The sequence below is a fragment of the Ottowia oryzae genome (assembly GCF_003008535.1).
Lineage (GTDB): Bacteria > Pseudomonadota > Gammaproteobacteria > Burkholderiales > Burkholderiaceae_C > Ottowia > Ottowia oryzae.
In genome coordinates this window covers 3,672,758-3,691,932 of sequence record NZ_CP027666.1, presented here as the reverse complement: position 1 = coordinate 3,691,932, position 19,175 = coordinate 3,672,758, and the positions used below count along the sequence as shown (strand labels likewise).

General features: G+C 63.5%; 15 protein-coding genes. 10 read left to right on the top strand and 5 right to left on the bottom strand.

Features of this window, described 5'->3' with window-relative positions:
* The first annotated feature begins 27 nt into the window (after positions 1–27).
* The gene (locus C6570_RS16890) at positions 28–603 is read left to right on the top strand and encodes a DUF1415 domain-containing protein (protein WP_106704258.1); all 576 of its coding nucleotides are present in this window, start codon (positions 28–30) and stop codon (positions 601–603) included.
* A 10-nt stretch (positions 604–613) separates the two neighbouring features.
* A complete protein-coding gene (locus tag C6570_RS16885; protein ID WP_106704257.1) occupies positions 614–1,582 on the top strand; it encodes a class I SAM-dependent methyltransferase in 969 nt (322 codons plus the stop codon).
* Between the two features lie 292 nt (positions 1,583–1,874).
* Here C6570_RS16885 and prmC read toward each other — a convergent pair whose 3' ends face one another.
* The 3 genes from prmC to prfA all read right to left on the bottom strand — a co-directional run bounded on the left by prmC (position 1,875) and on the right by prfA (position 4,739).
* A complete protein-coding gene (prmC, locus tag C6570_RS16880) occupies positions 1,875–2,732 on the bottom strand; it encodes a peptide chain release factor N(5)-glutamine methyltransferase (protein ID WP_106704256.1) in 858 nt (285 codons plus the stop codon).
* A gap of 132 nt (positions 2,733–2,864) precedes the next feature.
* The gene (locus C6570_RS16875; RefSeq protein ID WP_106704255.1) at positions 2,865–3,260 is read right to left on the bottom strand and encodes a BON domain-containing protein; all 396 of its coding nucleotides are present in this window, start codon (positions 3,258–3,260) and stop codon (positions 2,865–2,867) included.
* A gap of 396 nt (positions 3,261–3,656) precedes the next feature.
* On the bottom strand, positions 3,657–4,739 hold the full coding sequence (gene prfA / locus C6570_RS16870; protein WP_106704254.1) for a peptide chain release factor 1: 1,083 nt from the start codon (positions 4,737–4,739) through the stop codon (positions 3,657–3,659).
* 139 nt (positions 4,740–4,878) lie between these two features.
* Here prfA and C6570_RS16865 point away from each other — a divergent pair, with 139 nt between their 5' ends.
* The 7 genes from C6570_RS16865 (at position 4,879) to C6570_RS16835 (ending at position 14,472) form a co-directional block, all read left to right on the top strand.
* Positions 4,879–5,496 (top strand): GspH/FimT family pseudopilin, encoded by a 618-nt coding sequence (locus tag C6570_RS16865; RefSeq protein ID WP_106704253.1) that lies wholly within the window; start codon positions 4,879–4,881, stop codon positions 5,494–5,496.
* Positions 5,497–5,498: 2 nt separating this feature from the next.
* Positions 5,499–6,131, top strand: coding sequence for a type IV pilus modification protein PilV (gene pilV / locus C6570_RS16860; RefSeq protein WP_106704252.1), 633 nt, complete (start codon positions 5,499–5,501; stop codon positions 6,129–6,131).
* Positions 6,128–7,258, top strand: a complete 1,131-nt coding sequence (locus tag C6570_RS16855) for a PilW family protein (RefSeq protein WP_106704251.1) — start codon at positions 6,128–6,130, stop codon at positions 7,256–7,258. The genes pilV and C6570_RS16855 overlap by 4 nt, the downstream gene beginning before the upstream one ends.
* Before the next feature lie 3 nt (positions 7,259–7,261).
* The gene (locus C6570_RS16850) at positions 7,262–8,026 is read left to right on the top strand and encodes a pilus assembly PilX family protein (RefSeq protein ID WP_106704250.1); all 765 of its coding nucleotides are present in this window, start codon (positions 7,262–7,264) and stop codon (positions 8,024–8,026) included.
* A gap of 50 nt (positions 8,027–8,076) precedes the next feature.
* Positions 8,077–12,915: a pilus assembly protein gene (locus tag C6570_RS16845; protein WP_106704249.1), complete on the top strand. Its 4,839-nt coding sequence runs from the start codon at positions 8,077–8,079 to the stop codon at positions 12,913–12,915.
* Positions 12,912–13,409: a type IV pilin protein gene (locus C6570_RS16840; RefSeq protein ID WP_106704248.1), complete on the top strand. Its 498-nt coding sequence runs from the start codon at positions 12,912–12,914 to the stop codon at positions 13,407–13,409. The genes C6570_RS16845 and C6570_RS16840 overlap by 4 nt, the downstream gene beginning before the upstream one ends.
* Positions 13,410–13,488: 79 nt before the next feature.
* Entirely contained in the window at positions 13,489–14,472 is a 984-nt protein-coding gene (locus C6570_RS16835; protein ID WP_106704247.1) for an IS5 family transposase, read from the top strand.
* Between the two features lie 185 nt (positions 14,473–14,657).
* Here C6570_RS16835 and hemA read toward each other — a convergent pair whose 3' ends face one another.
* Positions 14,658–15,920 carry a glutamyl-tRNA reductase gene (gene hemA, locus C6570_RS16830; RefSeq protein WP_106704246.1) on the bottom strand — a complete coding sequence of 421 codons (1,263 nt, stop codon included), beginning with the start codon at positions 15,918–15,920 and terminating at the stop codon, positions 14,658–14,660.
* 75 nt (positions 15,921–15,995) lie between these two features.
* Between hemA and C6570_RS16825 the strand changes: the two genes are divergently transcribed.
* A complete protein-coding gene (locus C6570_RS16825; RefSeq protein WP_106704773.1) occupies positions 15,996–16,274 on the top strand; it encodes a hypothetical protein in 279 nt (92 codons plus the stop codon).
* Between the two features lie 244 nt (positions 16,275–16,518).
* Here the strand turns inward: C6570_RS16825 and C6570_RS16820 are convergent, their stop codons facing one another.
* Complete coding sequence (locus tag C6570_RS16820; RefSeq protein ID WP_106704772.1) at positions 16,519–19,101, bottom strand: DUF3772 domain-containing protein; 2,583 nt, start codon at positions 19,099–19,101, stop codon at positions 16,519–16,521.
* Between the last annotated feature and the right edge of the window lie 74 nt (positions 19,102–19,175).

The window sequence follows — 19,175 nt, the reverse complement described above, 5'->3', positions numbered from 1 at the left end:
CTGAGCCCCCACCACCCCACGCCACCCATGAACGACGACACCCTGCGCGACACCGTCATCGCCGACACCCAGCGTTGGCTGGAGCGTGCCGTGATCGGCCTCAACCTGTGCCCCTTCGCCAAGGCACCGCACACCAAGGGCCAGATCCACTACGCCGTGTGCACCGCCGACGAGCCCGAAGCGCTGCTGCTGCAACTGCAAGCCGAGCTGACCGCCCTGGCCGAGGCCGACCCTGCCCAACGCGAAACCACGCTGCTGATGGCGCCGCGCCAGATGGCGGACTTTCTCGCCTTCAACGATTTCCTGGACGCGGCCGACGCCGTGCTGGAAGAGCTGGGCCTGGAAGGCGTGCTGCAGGTGGCGCCCTTTCACCCGCGGTTCCAGTTTGCAGGCACCGAGGAGGACGACATTGGCAACGCCACCAACCGCTCGCCGTACCCCACGCTGCACCTGATCCGCGAAGAAAGCATCGACCGCGCGGTAGAGGCTTTCCCCGATGCCGAGGAAATCTTCGAAGGCAACATCGCCAAGCTGGAAAAGCTGGGCGCCGACGGCTGGGCCGCGCTGGACGTGGGCGCCAGCGTGACCGAATCGGCGCGCTGAGCGGCACGCCATGAAGACCAATACCCACCCCGGCGCCCAGGCACCTCGGCCGAATCGCGCCAAAGATACTTCAAAAAAGATAGCTGCTGGCGCTGGTGCCACCGGCGCCAGAGGCGCAAAAGATACTGAATCCGCCCTGCAGGCCGAACTGCGCCCCGGCCAGTCCATCGAGCTGCTCAAGGCCCTGCACATCCTCACGCGCGACGGGCGGCTGAACCAGGATTCGCGCCGCAAGCTCAAGCAGGTCGAGCACCTGGTGCAGTTCATCGAAAAGCAGATGGCCGAGCTGACGCCGCACGGCGCCGAGCTGACGCTGGCCGACCACGGCGCGGGCAAGTCTTACCTCGGCTTCATCCTGTACGACCTGTGCCTGAAAGCCAGCGGCAGCGGCCGCGTGTTCGGCATCGAAACGCGGCCCGAGCTGGTCGAGCGCTCGCGCGCGCTGGCCCGCCAGCTGGGTTTTGCGCGCATGGACTTCCTCAACATCAGCGCTGCCGATTCCGCGCACCATGCGGCGTTGCCAGAGCGCATCGACGTCGTCACCGCGCTGCACGCCTGCGACACCGCCACCGACGACGCCATCGCCTTCGGCCTGGAAAAGCACGCGCAGGCGATGGTGCTGGTGCCCTGCTGCCAGGCCGAGCTGGCCGCCAGCCTGCGCCAATCCAAGGCCCTGCAACTGGCACGCACGCCGCTGGCCGAGCTGTGGCGCCACCCGCTGCACACCCGCGAAATGGGCAGCCAGCTGACCAACGTGCTGCGCTGCCTGTACCTGGAGTCGCAGGGCTACAGCGTGACGGTGACCGAACTGGTGGGCTGGGAACACAGCCTGAAAAACGAGCTGATCATCGCCCGCTGGACGGGCCAGAAGAAACGCAGCGCCGCCGAGCGGCTGAAAGCGCTGCTGGCCGAATTCGGCCTTCAGACGCTGCTGCCGGTGCGCTACCCGAGGCTGGTGGAAGCTGAGCCGTCGGTCTGAGATGGCGTTGAGCTCGTGGCGCTAGGAGCAGCGGGCAGGGCGAGCGTGCGGGGCGCGTGACTTTGCACACGCCTACATGCCTGCATGCCTTTGCGCGCGCGATGGCCGGTGTCGCGCCGTTAGGTGGCGCTTGCGTAAACGCGTGGGGCCTGCGCCGGGCGTTTGGGCTGCCGCGCCACGCGTTGGGCGTTTAAAACTTGACGACGACAGCGCGGCGCACAACGGCGCAATGCGGACACCGCCGCACACCGCTCAGGCGGAACCCCACGCGCTAGTAGCACAGATCGGCTGGCTATTCCGCCCACTGGCCCCCGGTGCAGCGCGGCTGGCCACCCAGGTCGCGCCGGCTTTGCACTTGCTTGAAACCCGCCGCGTGCAGCAGGCCCTGCACCGCATCGGCTTGGTCCCAGCCGTGCTCCAGCAGCAACCAGCCGCCCGCGCACAGGTGGGCCTGGGCGTGCGCGATGATGTGGCGCAGGTCGTCCAGCCCATCGGCGCCGCTGACCAAGGCCTGGCGCGGCTCATGCGCCAAGGCGGGCAGGTGCGCGTCGCCCTCGGCGATGTAGGGCGGGTTGCTCAGAATCAAGTCAAACCGCTCGCCCGCCACCGGCGCGAACCAACTGCCGTGGCGCATGGCCACCGGAAGGCCCAGGCGTTGCGCGTTGGCGCCGGCGACGGCCAGGGCGTCGGCGCTGGCGTCGACCGCCGTCACGCGCGCGTGCGGGCGCTGTTGCGCCACGGCCAGGGCAATGGCACCGCTGCCTGTGCCCAGGTCGAGCACGCTTGCGCTTGCTCTGGCGTTGGCTGCGGTCGTGGTGGGTAGAAGTTCCAGCGCCCAATCGACCAGCGTCTCGGTGTCGTCACGCGGGTCCAGCACGCGGGCGTCTACCTGCAGCGTCAAGCCATGAAACGCCTTCTGGCCGACCAGGTAGGCGATGGGTTCGCCCGCCCGTCGTCGCTCGGCCAACGCGGCCAGGCGTTGCGCGGCGGCGGCCGGCAGCGGTTCACCATCGTGCGTCAGCAGCCAGGCGCGCGCGCGCGTGGGCTGGTTCAGCACATGCAGCAGCAGCATCTGCGCCTCCAGGCGCGGCAGGCCTGTGGCGGTCAAGCCTTGCAGTGCTTGGGCGATGGTGACGGGGGTGGAGTTCACGGGCACCCAATACTATCGAAAATATAGCTGCTCGCGCAGTATGGACAGGCGCCAGACGCCTTTTCTATCCAGATTTCTGTGCCCGGAGTCAGCCTGACAAACCAGCGACACGCGCAGTTTGAGCGGCACGGATCAAGGCGCCGTCAACCGGTCGACCACGCCGGTCACGCCAGTCACTTGGCGCGCCGTCTGCAGCGCCAACTGGCGTTCGTTGGCAGACGGCACGGCGCCGCTCAGCACCACCAGGCCGCCTTCCAGCCCTTCAACTTGCAGGTTGAGCCCCGCCAGGCTGGGCTGCGCCGCCAATGCGCTGCGCACCCGCTGCGCCACGCGCAACGACCCTTGCGTGGAACCCGACACGCCGTCGAACACCTCCGGCGCCTTGCGCAAGTCGGGCACCGGGATCTCGATGCGCTCGGGGATGGCGCCCCACGGCGTGCCGCCCGTGCAGGCGCTGAGCAGCACGACCGGCGCGGTCGCCAGGGCGGCGATCGCGAACGGGCGGCGGGCAAGATGGGTCGGGCGCATGGTCAATCCTCCGGTGGGGCAAGGCGCGAAGCGGCGGTGGGCGCGGTGAACGCCGGTGAAGCGATCTTCGCATGAGGCGCTGTCTTGGGAAGAGCGTGCTTGGGTTTCAACGATGGGTCACCTGACGCGGCAAAACGCGGGTGGATCCCCGCGCCGGCAATGCACGAAGTCGCCCGTATGCCGAGGCCGATCCACCCACGCATCGGTGCATCGGGGCATCGATGGGGCTTGAAGGCGCAGGCGCCCCTCATACGAATCCGCCCTCAAAAATATAAGAACCGTTCGGGCTGAGCCTGGCCTGTCCTGAGCTTGTCGAAGGGTCGAAGCCCTGCGCGGTGCATGCACTTCGACAAGCTCAGTGCGAACGGTTTCTGACGGATTGAACGCAATTGGGTATCAGTGGTTCACTTCCAGCTCGGCCATCAGCTCGGCCTCGCGCGCGGCGCGCAGAGCATCCACCACGTCCTGCAATTCGCCCTCCATGATCAGCCCCAGCTTGTACAGCGTCAGGTTGATGCGGTGGTCGGTCAGGCGGCCCTGCGGAAAGTTGTAGGTGCGGATGCGGTCGCTGCGGTCGCCGCTGCCAATCAGCCCCTTGCGCGTGGCTGCTTCCTTGGCCAGCCGCTCAGTGCGCTCTTTTTCTTGTAGCCTTGCCTGCAGCACCCGCAAGGCCTGCGCCTTGTTGGCGTGCTGGCTGCGGCCGTCCTGACACTCGGCCACGATGCCTGTGGGCAAGTGCACCACCCGCACCGCCGAATCGGTTTTGTTGATGTGCTGGCCGCCCGCGCCGCTGGCACGGAAGGTGTCGATGCGCAGGTCCGCCGGGTTCAGCTTGATCGCCTCGGCCTCATCCGGCTCGGGCATGACCGCCACGGTCGCGGCGCTGGTGTGGATGCGGCCCTGAGTCTCCGTGGCCGGCACGCGCTGCACGCGGTGGCCGCCCGATTCAAACCTGAGCTTGCCGTAAACATTGTCCCCGTCGACGCGCAGCACCAGCTCCTTGTAGCCGCCCAGCTCAGCGGGCGACTCGCTCATCACCTCCACGCGCCAGCCCTGGTTGGCCGCGTAGCGCGTGTACATGCGCGCCAGGTCGCCCGCAAACAGCGCAGATTCATCGCCGCCCGTGCCCGCTCGAATCTCCACGAACGCGGGCCGGGCGTCGTCCGGATCCTTGGGCAGCAGCATGCGCTGCAGCTCCGCTTCGAGCGCGGCCAGCTCCGCCTGGGCCGCTGCGATTTCCTCGGTCGCCATGTCGGCCATGTCGGGGTCTTGCAGCAAGTCCTGCGCGGCGGCTACGTCCTGCTCGCGCTGCTGAAAGCGCGCCCATCGATCGGCCACGGCCGATACCTCCGTGTGCTCGCGCGACAGCTTCATGAACTGCGCCATGTCGGACATGATGTCCGGGCGGGACAGCAGGAAGTCCAACTCCATCAGGCGGGCGGCGTGGCGGTCGAGTTGATGTCTTAAGGATGAGCGCATAGCGGGCCGCATTGTCGCGCTTCGGCGCGTCTCGCTGCGGCGCCAGCCTTGTGGGAAAAGCACGGATATCCGACCAACGGCGCTCTGCGCGGGCTTGGCGGGCTTGAGCAAAGCGTTACGCAACCAGGAAAATGGTCACATGATGCTTACTGTCCGTCGTCAGCCCGCACGCGGCTTCACCCTGATCGAGCTGCTGGTCACCGTGGCTTTGGTCGCTGTGATGGCAGGTTTGGCGGCGCCGTCGTTCCGCGATTTCATCGTGCGTCGCAATCTGGAATCTGTGACCAGTGATTTCCAGAGCGACATCATGAAGGCCCGCACGACCGCCATGAACAAGAACATCTGCGTCACCATGTGCATGAGCAGCAGCGCCGCGAACAGCAATCCGACCTGTGCGACCGGCGGTGCCGATTGGCAGCCGGGCTGGATCATCTTCCTCAATCCTGCGTGCGATGCCACCACCAACAACATCCCCGCGGATCCAAACGACCCTGCGTCGCCCAGTCCGCCGATCAATCTGATCGGTGCGCGAGTGGGAATATCTGGTGCTTATTATCTGAACAGCCAGGGCACTGCAGTCCGGAGATTTACTTTCAACCCGAGAGGGGGGGGCTCTCTGGCGTCGGCCGCAGAGTTTGATGCGGTTTATGAAAGCGCAGGAAATTCCTTGACCATGCAGTACGCCAAGAACGTTTGCGTCGACAGCCTGGCGCGAACCCGAACCATCCCGAGCGATAAAAAGTGCGCAACATATTGATCATGCAAACCGCGAGGTCTTCGAGTGGATTTACCCTCATCGAAATGATGGTGGCGATCATTATCATGTCCATCGGCTTGTTGGGTGTGGCGGGTCTGCAAGCCATATCGTCAAAATACAAGATGAACACTTGGGCGCGGGCGAATGTGTCTGGGCTGGTGTCCGATATTGGCGAGCGTATTCGCATCAATACCGACGTCGCTGGCACGAATGTCCTACACGGCGGCGTCACCACTCCGTCGGCATATAAGCTGGATGAAGATTGGGGTGCGCAGCAATCCGACACGCTTGTCATAGCCAAAGACTGCACCACCAGCACCTGCACCCCTTCTGAAAGGGCGACTTACGACATGTTGGCGTGGCGCCGCCAGGTTCGCGCGCTGCTGCCGCAAGGCGCGGCTTGGCTGGAAGGGGATAAAGGCGTTGGATTTGACGTAACGCTGATGTGGTTCGACAAGGAATTCACCGATAAGCAGGGTTCGGTGGATGCGGAGGATTCGGCGAATGCGCGTACGCTGGAAAAATCACCGGTCTGCAAGGGAACCGAATCCGGGTTCGCTCAGCAATCATGCTGCCCTGAGGACGCTGATGTGCCCGCAGGTGTGCGGTGTGCTCGATACAGGTTTGTGCCATGACCCCTAAAAAGTTATTGAAGCGGGCGCCTCATGGCCAGGCCGGCCTGACCATGGTGGAATTGCTGGTGGCGCTGGCCATCAGTCTCGTCTTGGTGCTGGCAGCAACGTATGTTTATCTGGCGACGCGGCAGTCGGATCGCGCGCTGGAGCGCAGCAGCGATGCGCAAGAAACCGGGGTTTACGTACTCCAGCTGTTGGGCCGTGAGATTGCCAACGCCGGGTTCTACCCGGCCTCCCGCTCCCCCATGGTCGTCCATGTGTCACAAACCGGCATGATCGACACCTATCCCCCCCTGCAGGCCGATCCGCGCATGGCGACCGACTGGATGAATACCGCCGCCGGCTGGCCGCCAACTGCTTTCATGACCGGGATTTTTGGTTGCGACAGCGCGTTATTCGACACGGCCAGCAGCACCTGTGGCACGGTAACTGCCGGCACGGGCGACACGATCGTGATCAATTCGTTCACCAGTGATTCGATGGCCAATGTCGTCGGCTCCCGGTTCGATTGCACGGGCGCGAACGTTGCCGGGACCGGTGCCAGTCTGGGCGATGACGTCAGCAACGGTGTGCGCAAGCTCAATACCGGCGGCAATCCGCCACTGACGCCGCACACGGGGCTGAATGAGAATTTGCCGCCTCAACTGCCGCTGTTCGTGTCCAATCGATACACGATGAGGCCAGTGAAAATCGCGCTGGATCAGTCCGATATCTCGTCGTTCAGTCTTTCCTGCAGCGGAAATGGACGCAGCCCACATGGCAAGACGGACACGACGGCTTACCAGCCCATCGTGTCCGGTCTGTCCGATTTGAGGTTTGCTTACGGCGTCTATATGAACGATCAGTCTCTGGCGCCTGCGCGTTTCTATACCGCAACCGAAGTCGGGGCGCTGGCCCCCATTGTGGTCAACGGCCAGTCATTGAATGGTTGGCAGCGCGTGACCGCGGTGCGGGTCTGCGTGCTCACGCAAACTCTCGGGGGGGGTACCCGGCTGGCTGACAAGGCCGGCGCCGCGCGCACCTATCTTGATTGCAGCGATACGCCAAAGAATCAGCCGACCGGCTCCACCATCACGCGCTACACGCAGGTCTTCGGCCTGCGCAACGCGCTGAAACAAACGTTCTGAGACATGCAACGCGAAATTCATTCCGGTGCCTGCGGTGTCCCGGTCGGGCTGGGTGGCCGCCGGGTGCAGCGCCACGCGCAGAAAGGGGTCGCGCTGGTGGTGGTGATGGTTCTGCTGATCGCCATCTCCGCCATCAGTGCATGGACGGTTCGGCGATCCATGATGGGCGAAAACATGGCGCGCAACCAGATTGACCAGCAGGCCGCCCGCCAGGCTGCGGAATCGGCCCTGCGCGATGCCGAGCGCGACATCATGAACACGTCGGCAACCGCGCTCGACAATGCCTCCTGCGCGCGCGGCGTGACCGAGTTCAACCCCAACATGTTTCGCGCCACCTGCGATCTGGGCTTGTGCGCGAAGCCCGACGCCGAGTACGACACGGTGAACTGGAGCGTTGCAACCGCTTCGAATCAGTCCGTGGCCGAGCCCTGGTGGCCAGAGTCCAAAGGCGGGCGGTGGAACGAAACAGTGGCTCAGAAGCCTGACCGCACGGCAGCTTCGCTGGACACGGGGCATTGCAGCTTCACGGGCGGAGTTCCTTTCGGCACCTTTACGGGCATGCCACCGATCCGAAGTGTGGCCAGGCAGCCTGAATACATCATTGAAGTTTTCCGTCGCAAACATGTCCGCATCAATCTTGACGAATCGCAGGTGACGTCGGGCGGGGAATTTGCAAATCAATGGTCCACCATGTACCGAATCACGGCACGCGGGTTTGGGTATTCCCCCAAAACGCAGGTCGTGCTTCAGACCATCTATTTTCCCTGAGCGCCCCATCAGCCGGCCCTGCGGAAACTGAAATCCGATCGGAATTGACCATGAACAGTATCAAGCGCTTTACTGCAGCCCTTTTCATCGCCGGCGGTAGCCTCACGGCGTGGGCATTGCCCTACGACGTGTCCCTGCCGCGCAACGCGGTGCCACCCAACGTGGTGTCGACGCCCAACAAGCCGATGATGATGTTGGCCACCTCCAAGGATCACACCTTGTTTGGGCCGATTTACAACGATTTCGAGGATTTGGAAGGCGATGGAACGATCGAGACGACGTTCAAACCCACTTTCAAATACTACGGCTATTTTGATGCCGTCAAGTGCTACACCTACGATTCGGGTGTGTTTGTGCCCAGCAGCATGGCCACGCTGACAGGCGACAAACGCTATACCTGCGGGGGTCAGTGGAGCGGCAACTTTCTCAACTGGGCGACCATGACCCGGATGGACGTGGTCAGAAAAATGCTGTATGGCGGCAAGCGCAGCACCGACACGGCCACCGCCACCGTGACGGCCGGACAGGTGACGGCCGTCACCAATTCAAAAACCATCCTGGAGCGTGCCGGTCTTTCTCAGGATGCGCATTCCTTTGTCAAATTCTACGCTGGTACGGATATTGCCGATTACACGCCCTTTACCGTTTCGAGTCTGACGAAAAAAAACAGAGGTGCCAATAAAGGTAATTATGCCGGATTGAGTATATGCAGTCGTTCTGATGGAAATACCAATGGGGGTGTGACACCGCAGATTCGATTGGCCCGAGGGAATTATCTGTTGTGGGCAACGACTTCAAAGCTGGTTTGTCGATGGGCGGATGAGGGTCCTCAGAATTTCACCGCCAAATCAGCGCGTTACTATAAAGACGTCGATAAAGGAAATGGGGTAATTTCACATGAGGTTGAGAGGCCCGATAAAACTTTGGATGGCGCGGCATACGGTGGCGTTGGGCCGGAGCTTACCGTTCGTGTGGAAGCTTGCAAGCCCAATCTGTTGGGTGAGGAGCGTTGTCAAGCCTATCCGCCTCAGTTGCGAGATAACTACAAGCCCTATGGGATTTTCCAGGAATTCGCGATGCCGCAGGACGGGGCCAGTGCAGGGCGGGTGGAGTTTGGCGTCATCACCGGTAGTTACGACGAAAACCTGAAGGCTGGCGCGTTGCGCAAGAACATGGGGGATTTCCTGGATGAGATCAACCCCGTCACGGGCGTGTTCTGTCATTCGGCTGGAGCGCATGGGTGTGCGACCAGCTTGGCGGCGCCAGACGGCCGCGCGACTGGCAAGGGCGCTATCAAGGCCATTGACGCGGCCGTTCTGTATGGGAACAACGGCAACTACGGTGGATCGGGTACGTTTTCGGAGGGCATGACCGCAGGTGGCTTGCCAGCCTGGGGAAACCCCATTGGGGAAATGCTGGTGCAGGCCTATCAGTATTACGCTGGCGTTACCTCCACCAACCCTTCAACTAAGACCAAGGATGAGGCCATCGGGCTGTTGCAGCAGGCTTGGGCAGATCCGCTCTCGACCGCCAATCCCAATCGCGGCAACCTTTATGGCAACCCCATTTGCCGGCCCATGTATGCCATGGCCTTGTCCAGCAGTGCGCTCAGCTTTGATGGCATGGATGGAAACCCGGCAGCCGACACACAGATCGTGAATGCCTTCAACTCGTTGCCCAATAGGGCCAAGGGCATCAATGATTTCACCGACGACATCGGCGCTGCGGAGAACATCCATGGCACGCGCCGCTCGGTGGGTTCGGTGACGTCGACGTGGGGTGAGACCTGTTCGGCCAAAACCGTGACGGCGCTCTCTAAAGTCAGCGGGGTTTGCCCAGAGGGCCCCGCCATTGGCGGCACCTACAAGGTCGCGGGTGCCGCATTGTCGGCCAACACCTCGAAGATCAGGACCGTGGCCACGCCACCGGTCGATTTGAACAAGGTGCAGGATGCACTCAAGGTCAAGACGCTGACCGCGTCGCTCGCGGGTGGATCGGCGCGTGTCGAGGTACCCATTCCGGGTAAGCCAGGGCAGTTTGTCTACATCACGCCAGAAGGGCTGTGGAACGGCGGTAGATCGTCCGGAAAACCGATGCCGGGTGCCATTCTGACCTTCAACTCGATTTCTGCCGGAAAAACGGCGGCGGGCCATCCCTATGGCGCTTTCATCGTGACCTGGAACGACACGCAGTTCGGCGGTGACTACGACATGGATATCGTGGGCTTCATCCGCTACGAGGTGTTCCCCGACGCGGGCAGCCCCTCTGGCTACAGCATCAAGGTGACCACCGACGTGACGGATGCCGAGGCCGGATGGACGGGGCTGCACGGTTTCAGCATTATTGGAACGGACAGGGATCGGCGCTATTTGACCCATCTTCACCACAGCGGTGACACTGGACCGTTTGTTGGTGCTGAAGGATTTCTATGTGGTGACGAGACGTTCAAATCAGCCAACGCAGAAGCCTGCAGCGGCAATGCGACGAGTTCCAACAAGGACGCGCCCGTGACGATCACCTTTCAAATGCTCGGCGCCAGTGGCGTCACCTTGAATGACCCGCTGTGGTACGCCGCGAAGTACGGTTACTTTCCTTCCAGTGTGAAAGCGGCCAATGATACTTATACCAACATTTCCATGCCGGCCAACCAGGACGCGTGGGACCACTACAAGGCCGATGGCTCGGTCGGCTCGGATGGTATTCCCGACGGTTATTTTCTGGCCCGCCGCCCGGACATCCTGGAGCAGCAGCTGCGCCGCGCGCTGACGGGCCTGGCCGATACCGCCAATGCCGCGCCGGCCACGTCCTCATCCCAGTTGCTGGCAGATGGCTACAAATACACCGTCGGTTTCAGTACCGAATCCGTCACGGGTGACCTGGAAGGGTACAAAGTAGATGCCGCCGGGAATTTCGGCACTGCGCCGACATGGAGCGCTGGAACACGGCTCAGGGCGGACGCTTCGGGCAGCCATGGCACCATGCGATCCATCATCACCAATACCGGTAACACGGCCAGTGCAGGTGTTCCTTTCCGCTGGGGGTCACTGGATGCGGCTTACAAGACGCAGATGACCACGTCCAGCAACAACGTGATGAGCGAGGCCAACGCCCAGCTGGTGTTGAACTATCTGCGCGGCGACCAGTCGCTGGAGGGTTCCAACGGTTTGCGAGAGCGCGGTTCCAACCTTCTTGGCCCGATCGTGAATGCCGAGCCGTGGGTGCAACGCCGCCCTGACGCGCAGATCACTGGCGACGGCTACGGCACCTTTTTCTCAGACAAGAGCACCCGAGCCAACTTGCTTTGGGCTGCCGCCAACGATGGCATGGTGCATGCCTTTGATCCGTTGACTGGGGAAGAGAAATTCGCCTACGTACCCGGGGTGCTGGCGAATCGACTGGCAGAGATCCCTCTCCAGCGTGGGGGGCCGGCAGGTGGCCGCACGCAGTTGAGCGGGGCCAACTTTGTCGCCGGAGTCGCCGAAAGCAAACCGGCTGGGACCGTATGGGCGTACGTGGACAGCAGCCCCTTCACCGCCGACGTCAAGGTGGGGACGGACTGGAAAACCTATCTGTTCGGCAGCCTGGGCCGCGGGGGCAGGGCGGTTTACGCCTTGGACGTGACCGATCCAGCGTCGCTCACAGAAGGGTCGGCATCGAACATTTTCAAATGGCAGTTTACGGCGGACGACGATATTGACCTGGGTTACGTATCCATGGGCAAGATTCTTCGCCACGTCAACACCAACCAGGCCATGCCGGTGGTCAAGATGAACAACGGCAAGTATGCGATGCTGCTGGGTAACGGTCAAAAATCTGCGTCTGGCAAGGCCGTCTTGTTCATTCTTTATATGGATGGGCCAAACGGGGCAAGCTGGACGGGACGCTACAAGAAAATCGTGGCAGACACCGGCGCCGATAACGGTTTGGCCATGCCCAATTGGGAAGATTACGATGGCAATGGAACTGCGGATGTGATTTACGCAGGCGACCTGCAGGGCAACATGTGGAAATTTGATGTTTCCAGCGCCAGCGACGCGAATTGGGACGTTGCGTTCAAGGATGGCAACCACAACAAACCGCTGTATCGGGCGACCTACGTCAATCCCACGACGAAGGCTGTGACCGGCCTGCCCATCACCACCGTGCCGCAGCTTCTTTATCGTGCGCAAGGTGGCCTGAATGTAAACTTTGGTACGGGTAATGCGTTTGAGGATGCCAATTTCCCGAATCTGGTGCTGCCGCAGCGCATCTATGGCATTTGGGATCGCCCAGGATTGGGCGAAACGGGTAAGCGTCCGCTGCCGACGGGGCTTGCTACCCTGTCCAAACAGGTTTATGCACGTGATGTGACAACTGGGGTAATTACGCTGGATGTCGCTGCCAGCGATCCTGCGCCTGACTATGCGATTCAGGATGGTTGGTACGCTACCTTGCAAGCAAGCTCCGAGATGGTTCTTTCCAATCCAGAGTTGAGTGCTGGTGTTTTGGCATTCACTTCGGTCAGACCGAAAGCCAACGCGCTGAACTATTGCAGCACTTCGCCCGACGCGGCGCTTTACACGCCGGATCCTTTTTCTGGGCGGCCGGAGCGGAATACTCAAGGTACTTTGACCTCGGGGACCGAGACAGTGAATATCCTCGGACGCGACATCGGCGACCAGATCGTTCGCGTGGTGAATGATCGGACCAAAAAGCCCTTTGAGACGAAATGTGTTGCAGGAGAGCCCGGGTGCACCTGTGTGGGCGCAGATTGTACGAAGGCGGCGACCTGCGGCCCGGGACAAGCGGCCAAACGGGTGGTTGGCAAAAAGGCTGACGCCACCATTTGCTATTCGACATCGCCGCGCGTTCAGTGGCGCGAGATTCCGGGATTGAGGACCGATCAATGACCAAGCCCCATCGCCAAGACGGCTTTACTTTGCTGGAACTGATGATTACGGTCGCGATCATCGCGATTCTCGCTTCCATTGCATACCCCAGCTATCAGGAATATGTGGCGAAGTCTCGTCGGGCTACCCTGGTCGGACTGCTCCAGCAAGGGCAGCAGTGGATGGAGAGGTTTTATACTGAGAACTATCGTTATGACGAGACTGACAATCGCCAGGGGGGAGGAAAGATAAAAGTCACGGACAAATCTCAATTTCCCAGTTGGTTCTCGGTTTCACCGAAACCAGGCGACGGTGGCCCGGTGTACGAAATTGCCGTGACTGCGGGATCACGCGATGCGTATTCCATCAAGGCAACGCGCAAGACCGGCACTGGCATGGCTAACGACCGCTGCGGCGACTACGTCATAGATCAGTATGGACGCAAGAAGCTGGAGAACTATGACGCGGCCAAGTTTTCCACGCACGCCTTGGCGCTGGCGTATTGCTGGAAATAGTTGGCAGATCCGCCAGATCAGTCGGCTAGAGAACGTCTGCATAAGTCCCCTGATCGAGCCCCTCGAACGTTGAACACCGATGAACCAGATCAGCCTTGCCCAGAGCGGATTCGAGTTGGCTCACAAGCGCACGCGCAAGCGGGTGTTCCTGGACGAGATGGATCAGGTCATCCCATGGTCTGACTTGCTCGCGCTCATTGCGCCGCACGCGCCAGCGGGCAAGACAGGGCGCCCGCCCTTTGCGCTGCAGACCATGCTGCGCATTCACCTGCTGCAACAGTTCTTTGGCCACTCCGACCCGGCCATGGAAGAGGCGCTGCACGACATCCCGCTGTACCGCGAGTTCGCACACCTGGATGCCGGCCTCACCCGCCTGCCCGACGAAAGCACCATCTTGCGCTTTCGCCACCTGCTGGAGCAGCACCAGTTGGCGCTGCAGATTCTGGCTAGCGTCAACGCCAGGTTGATGGCCCGTGGCCTGCTGCTCAAGAGCGGCACCGTGGTGGACGCCACCTTGATCGCCGCGCCCAGCTCCACCAAGAACAAGGACGGCCAGCGGGACCCTGAGATGCACCAGACCAAGAAGGGCAACCAGTGGCACTTCGGCATGAAGGCGCACATTGGCGGGGACGCCGACTCGGGGCTGGTGCACACCGTCGCCACCACCGCAGCCAATGCCCATGACATCACGCAAGCGCACGCGCTGCTGCACGGTGAGGAAGACGTCGTCTTTGCCGACTCGGGCTATCGGGGGGTTGAAAAGCGAGACGAAGTGCAGGAACTGCACCCCGACAGTTGCTGGCACATTGCCATGATGCCGGGCAAGCGCAAGGCACTGGACAAGAGCAAGGCGCTCGATGCGTTGATCGATCAGCTTGAAACCATCAAGGCGCGCATCCGCGCCAAGGTCGAGCACCCGTTTCGAGTCATCAAGTGCCAGTTTGGCCATCGCAAGGTGCGCTACAAAGGTTTGGCCAAGAACACCAGCCAGTTGCTGGTGATGTTTGCCCTGTCCAACCTGTGGATGGTGCGCAAGCGAATTTTGCAAGGACAGCAGGCGTGAGTGCGCCTGAAATATGGGCAAGCGCCCGAAACAAGGCCGAAATCGACCTGATGAGCGGGAAATCAACCGGAAATTCAGCGCTGGTTTCGCCATGTGAATATTCATGTATCAACTTGCGCTGCGGCGGAGGTTGTGCAGACCTTCCCTAGATTGTTCGCAGAAGGCAGAAGCCTTCTGCCTTTTGGTCAGCGAAGAAAAATCCGGCTGATGGCTTCTGCTGCGTCCTGGCGGGTCTCGGTATTGCTCGCACGCAATTCCGCCATTGCGCCGTGCAGCATCTTTTGCGTCAAGCCGTGTGAGAGCGCTTCCAGCACCGCATCCACGTCTTCGCCCTTGGCGAGACGCTTGCGGGCACGGGCGATTTCTATGCTGCGCCAGCTGTCGGCCTTGGCGTTGAGCTGCTGAATCAAGGAAACGACTCCGTCTGCCGAATCCCGCTGCCCCACCCAGCTCATGAAGCTTTGCACGCCAGCGTCGATGATGGCTTCAGCTTGGCCCACGGCCGCCTGCCGATTCGCCTGCCCCGACTGAACTACCTGGGCCAAATCGTCCACGGTGTACAGGTACACGTCGTCAAGCTGCTTGACTTCGGATTCGATGTCGCGCGGCACGGCCAAATCGACCATGAAGATGGGGCGGTGGCGGCGCTTCTTGAGGGCGCGCTCAACGGCGCCCAGGCCGATGATGGGCAGGGTGCTGGCGGTGCAGCTGACGACGGCGTCGAATTCGTGCAGGCGCTCGGGCAGCTCGGCCAGGGGCATGACGGCGCCGCCGAAGCGGGTGGCCAGCTTGTGCCCGCGCTCCAGTGTGCGGTTGGCGATGACGAAGCCGGCCGGCTTCTTGGCGGCGAAATGGGTGGCTGCCAGCTCGATCATCTCGCCAGCGCCCACGAACAAAATCTTGATCTGGCTCAGGTCTTCAAAGAGGTTGCTGGCCAGCTTGACGGCCGCGGCGGCCATGCTGATGGAGTGGCTGCCGATCTCGGTGCTGCTGCGCACTTCCTTGGCGATGGAAAAACTGCGCTGGAACAGCTGGTTGAGCGTGGTGCCCAGGGCGCCGGCCTGATCGGCGGCGCGCACGGCGTCTTTCATTTGGCCGAGGATCTGCGGCTCACCCAGCACCATGCTGTCCAGCCCGCTGGCGACGCGGAAAGCGTGGCGCGCCGCGCCGCCGTCCTGCAGCAGGTAGGTGTGGTCGCGCAGTGCGTCGGCAGGCACGCCGCCCGCCTGGGCCAGCCAGCCGAGGGTGTGGTCGATCTGTGGGCTGTCTGAGGCGCAGTACACCTCGGTGCGGTTGCACGTAGAGAGAATGGCCGCCTCAGGGTGCTTGACGTGCGAGGTGCGCAGGCCCTGCAGCGCGGGCGTGAGCTGATCGAGCGCGAACGCAAACCGGCCGCGCAGATCGAGCGGCGCGGTGTTGTGGTTGAGTCCCAATGCCCAGACGGCCATGGGGGCGATTATAAAATTGGCCGGCGCAGCGCGTGCTGCCGCTTGTCTCTGCCCTTGACCTTCATCAAGAACGCCATGGATTTCCTTGACTTTGTCTGGCTGGTGGCCGGGTTTGCCGCACCGGCCGCGGCCATGGCCTTGGGCATGGTTTTGTTGGGCCGGCTTTGGGGGCGAAATGCGGCGCCAGCGCTTGCTGCGTCTGCGCAGGCAGCTATCCAGTTTGTAGCATGTCTGGTGGTGCTTCTGGTCGGTCTGGCCGTGACCGGGCACGACGGACGGATGGCCACTTACGGCGCGCTGGTGCTTGTGGCGGCCACGCTGCAGTGGTGGCTGATTGGTCGCCCCCGGCGCTAGTGTGCGGCGCAAGGCGCCCGCGGCGGGCAGACGGGCAGGCGCCCAGGCGCGCGCCCAGGGCCTTGCGCACGCCGCCGATCGCCGGGGCTGGCGCCTCATACGAATCCGCCCTCAAAAATATAAGAACCGTTCGGGCTGAGCCTGGCCTGTCCTGAGCTTGTCGAAGGGTCGAAGCCCTGCGCGGTGCATGCACTTCGACAAGCTCAGTGCGAACGGTTTCTGACGGATTGAACGCAATGGGGTATCAGGCCAGGCCCGCGCCGGCTGGCGGCGGCGGTGACGCGATCACCACCGACGGGGTGGTGGACAGCGGCAGCCCCGCTTCGCGCAAGTCGGCCAGGATGGTGAACAGCAGCTCGCTTTTCACGCTGCTGGCCAGGCGCGGCCCGGGCACGTAGGCGATGGCCTGAAAGATCAGTTGTCCGTTTTCAATGCCTTCCAGCGTGAGCGACGGCCCGGGCGTGGTCAGCACGCGGGCGTTGGCTGAGCAGGCCGCCAGGATCACGTCGCGCACGCGCTGCGGGTCGCTGTCCAGCGGCATGGGCAGGCGGATCAGCACGCGGCCCTCGGCGTTGGCCAGGGTCATGTTGCGCACGGTCTTGGTGATGAATTCGGAGTTGGGCACGATCACGGTGGACCGGTCGCCCAGCGCGATTTCGGTGGCGCGCACGCTGATGCGCCGCACGTCGCCCTCGGTGCCGCCCAGCGACACCCAGTCGCCCACCTTCACCGGCCGCTCGGCCAGCAGGATCAGGCCCGAGATGAAGTTCTGCACGATGGCCTGCAGCCCGAAGCCGATGCCCACCGACAGCGCGCTCGCGATCCAGGCGATGCGGTTCACGCCAATGCCCAGCGCCGACAGCGCCAGCGCCACCACCAGAATGCCGCCCGCATAGCCCAGCAGCGTGGTGATGGAGCTTTGCATGCCCGGCTCCATCGCCGTGGTCGGCAGGTAGCGCTTGAGCAGCCAGCGCCGCGCCACCCGCAGGGCGATGAAGCCGCCCACCAGCACGCCCACGGCGGTGAGGATGGCCGAGGGCACCAGCTGGAATTCGCCGATCTTCACGCCATCGCTGAATTCGCCCGTGCGCTGCACCACCTTGGCCGGATCGGTGCCCAGCGGCTCGACCAGCGCGATCACCATGTAGAAGAACAGCGCCAGCCGCGCCAGTGCCGACAGCACCACCGCCGCCTGATTCAGCGTGGAGGGCGCAAAGCCAAAGCTTTTTTGCAGCCGCTGGCCAAAGCCGCTCTTGGCCGAAAACAGGCCCATGAACAGATCGTCGGCAAACTTGAACAGCACGTAGAACGCCGCAATGACGATGCCCGACCACGTCATGCGCCCCGCCGTGGTGGACGCCAGCGACAGATAGCCCAGCGCCATCATGGCCCAGATGGCGATCAGCACCACGGCCACGCCGGCCAGCAGCAGCGCAACCCACAGGGGCCGCTCCGGCTCTTCCGGCGCGGTGGCGGTGGCCGTGCCAGGCGCGGCGGGCGTGCCGGCCGGGGCGGGCTGCTCGATGCCCTCGGCGTCGGCCGGGGCGGGCGGCGCTTCGTCGGCGGCAGCGCCGCTGGCGATGAGCGGGCGCGGCCCGCGCAGGCGCACCAGCAGCGCGGCGATCACGGCCGACATGACGGCGGCGCTCAGCCCGTCGGCGGCGGCGGCCCAGGCGCGGCTGGTCTCCAGCATGTCGTGCAGCTCGCCCGGCAGCCAGGTGAGCAGGATGGCCAGCGCGATCAGCAGCGGAAACGGGCGCAGGCGCTGTGCCGTGGCGTCTGGAATGGGCGGCAGCCGCCAGGATGGGCGGTCCACCGCCAGCAGCGCGCGGCCCAGGCTGACAACGCAGGCCATGAAGATCACCACGCCGCTGAACACAGTGGCCAGCTCGTCCGTCAGCGGGCCGGGCAGCACGCCGCGCCCGCCCAGCGCCGACACGGCCAGGTGCATCAGCACCGCCACCACCAGCACATTCAGCCCTACGACGGCAATCACCAGCAGCGACCGGCGCAGCCGCCCACGCGGCAGCACGCGCTGGCACAGGCGCACCAGGCTGCGCTCGATCACCACGTTGGCCAGCAGCACGCCCGCCAGCGTGGCCAGCAGCGTGAGCAGCACGGCGCCGCGGTTGCCGGGCGCGGCTGCGCGCGCCCAGCCCTGGCGCAGCTCGTCGTTCAGGGGCTGCAGGCGGGCCAGGTCGGCCGGCCAGGCCTCGGCCAGCACCCTCCAGAAAGCGCCGCTGAGCGGCGAGTCAGACCGCTCCAGCAGCCGGTCGGTGGCGACTTTCTGGCGCTTGCTGAGCACTTCGGTGCCGCGCTGGCGGGCGTCCACCGTCACCAGCCGCGCGAGGCGGATGTCGGCATCGACCGCGTTGCGCTGCCGGGTCAGGGCGGCGCGCTGGCGGGTGATGTCCGGATCCTCGGTGGTGCCGGCGGCGGGAGCGTCGCCCAGCTCGGTCAGGCGGGCGTTCAGGTCGTTGAGCTGACTGGTGCGGGCGCTTATCAGGCGACTGGCGCCGGCGGAAATGGCCTCTACCTGCGCCACCAGGGCGCGCGCCTCCTCGTCGGTGTCGGCGGTGGTGGCCAGCTTGGCCAGTTGCGCCTGCAGCTCGGTGATGTCGGGCGGCGGCGCGGTCTGCGATGGCGTTGCCGGCGCGTTGGCGGCGGCCGCTGCACCCGGGGCCTGGTCCGCGGTGGTCAGCGCACTGGCGCCGCCCGCGCCCCACAGGGCGGCCAGCAGCAGCGCGCGTGAAAGGGCCAGCAAAAGGGGGTGCTGAACGGGGCGCAGAAGGGGCCGCAGCGGGGGCCGCAGAAACGGGCGCCCCATCAGAAGGGCCAAGCTTTGCAATGGGTGCATCGGCCCATCATAGAGAGTGCCGGCGTTGATTGCCAAATCACCCG

Excerpts from the sequence above, each read along its gene's own strand:
- C6570_RS16855 (WP_106704251.1), top strand. The coding sequence starts at position 6,128 with ATGACCCCTAAAAAGTTATTGAAGCGGGCGCCTCATGGCCAGGCCGGC.
- C6570_RS16835 (WP_106704247.1), top strand. The coding sequence starts at position 13,489 with ATGAACCAGATCAGCCTTGCCCAGAGCGGATTCGAGTTGGCTCACAAG.
- C6570_RS16845 (WP_106704249.1), top strand. The coding sequence starts at position 8,077 with ATGAACAGTATCAAGCGCTTTACTGCAGCCCTTTTCATCGCCGGCGGT.
- C6570_RS16825 (WP_106704773.1), top strand. The coding sequence starts at position 15,996 with ATGGATTTCCTTGACTTTGTCTGGCTGGTGGCCGGGTTTGCCGCACCG.
- C6570_RS16865 (WP_106704253.1), top strand. The coding sequence starts at position 4,879 with ATGATGCTTACTGTCCGTCGTCAGCCCGCACGCGGCTTCACCCTGATC.
- C6570_RS16885 (WP_106704257.1), top strand. The coding sequence starts at position 614 with ATGAAGACCAATACCCACCCCGGCGCCCAGGCACCTCGGCCGAATCGC.
- C6570_RS16850 (WP_106704250.1), top strand. The coding sequence starts at position 7,262 with ATGCAACGCGAAATTCATTCCGGTGCCTGCGGTGTCCCGGTCGGGCTG.
- prfA (WP_106704254.1), bottom strand. The coding sequence starts at position 4,739 with ATGCGCTCATCCTTAAGACATCAACTCGACCGCCACGCCGCCCGCCTG.
- hemA (WP_106704246.1), bottom strand. The coding sequence starts at position 15,920 with ATGGCCGTCTGGGCATTGGGACTCAACCACAACACCGCGCCGCTCGAT.
- pilV (WP_106704252.1), top strand. The coding sequence starts at position 5,499 with ATGCAAACCGCGAGGTCTTCGAGTGGATTTACCCTCATCGAAATGATG.
- C6570_RS16890 (WP_106704258.1), top strand. The coding sequence starts at position 28 with ATGAACGACGACACCCTGCGCGACACCGTCATCGCCGACACCCAGCGT.
- C6570_RS16820 (WP_106704772.1), bottom strand. The coding sequence starts at position 19,101 with ATGGGGCGCCCGTTTCTGCGGCCCCCGCTGCGGCCCCTTCTGCGCCCC.
- C6570_RS16840 (WP_106704248.1), top strand. The coding sequence starts at position 12,912 with ATGACCAAGCCCCATCGCCAAGACGGCTTTACTTTGCTGGAACTGATG.
- C6570_RS16875 (WP_106704255.1), bottom strand. The coding sequence starts at position 3,260 with ATGCGCCCGACCCATCTTGCCCGCCGCCCGTTCGCGATCGCCGCCCTG.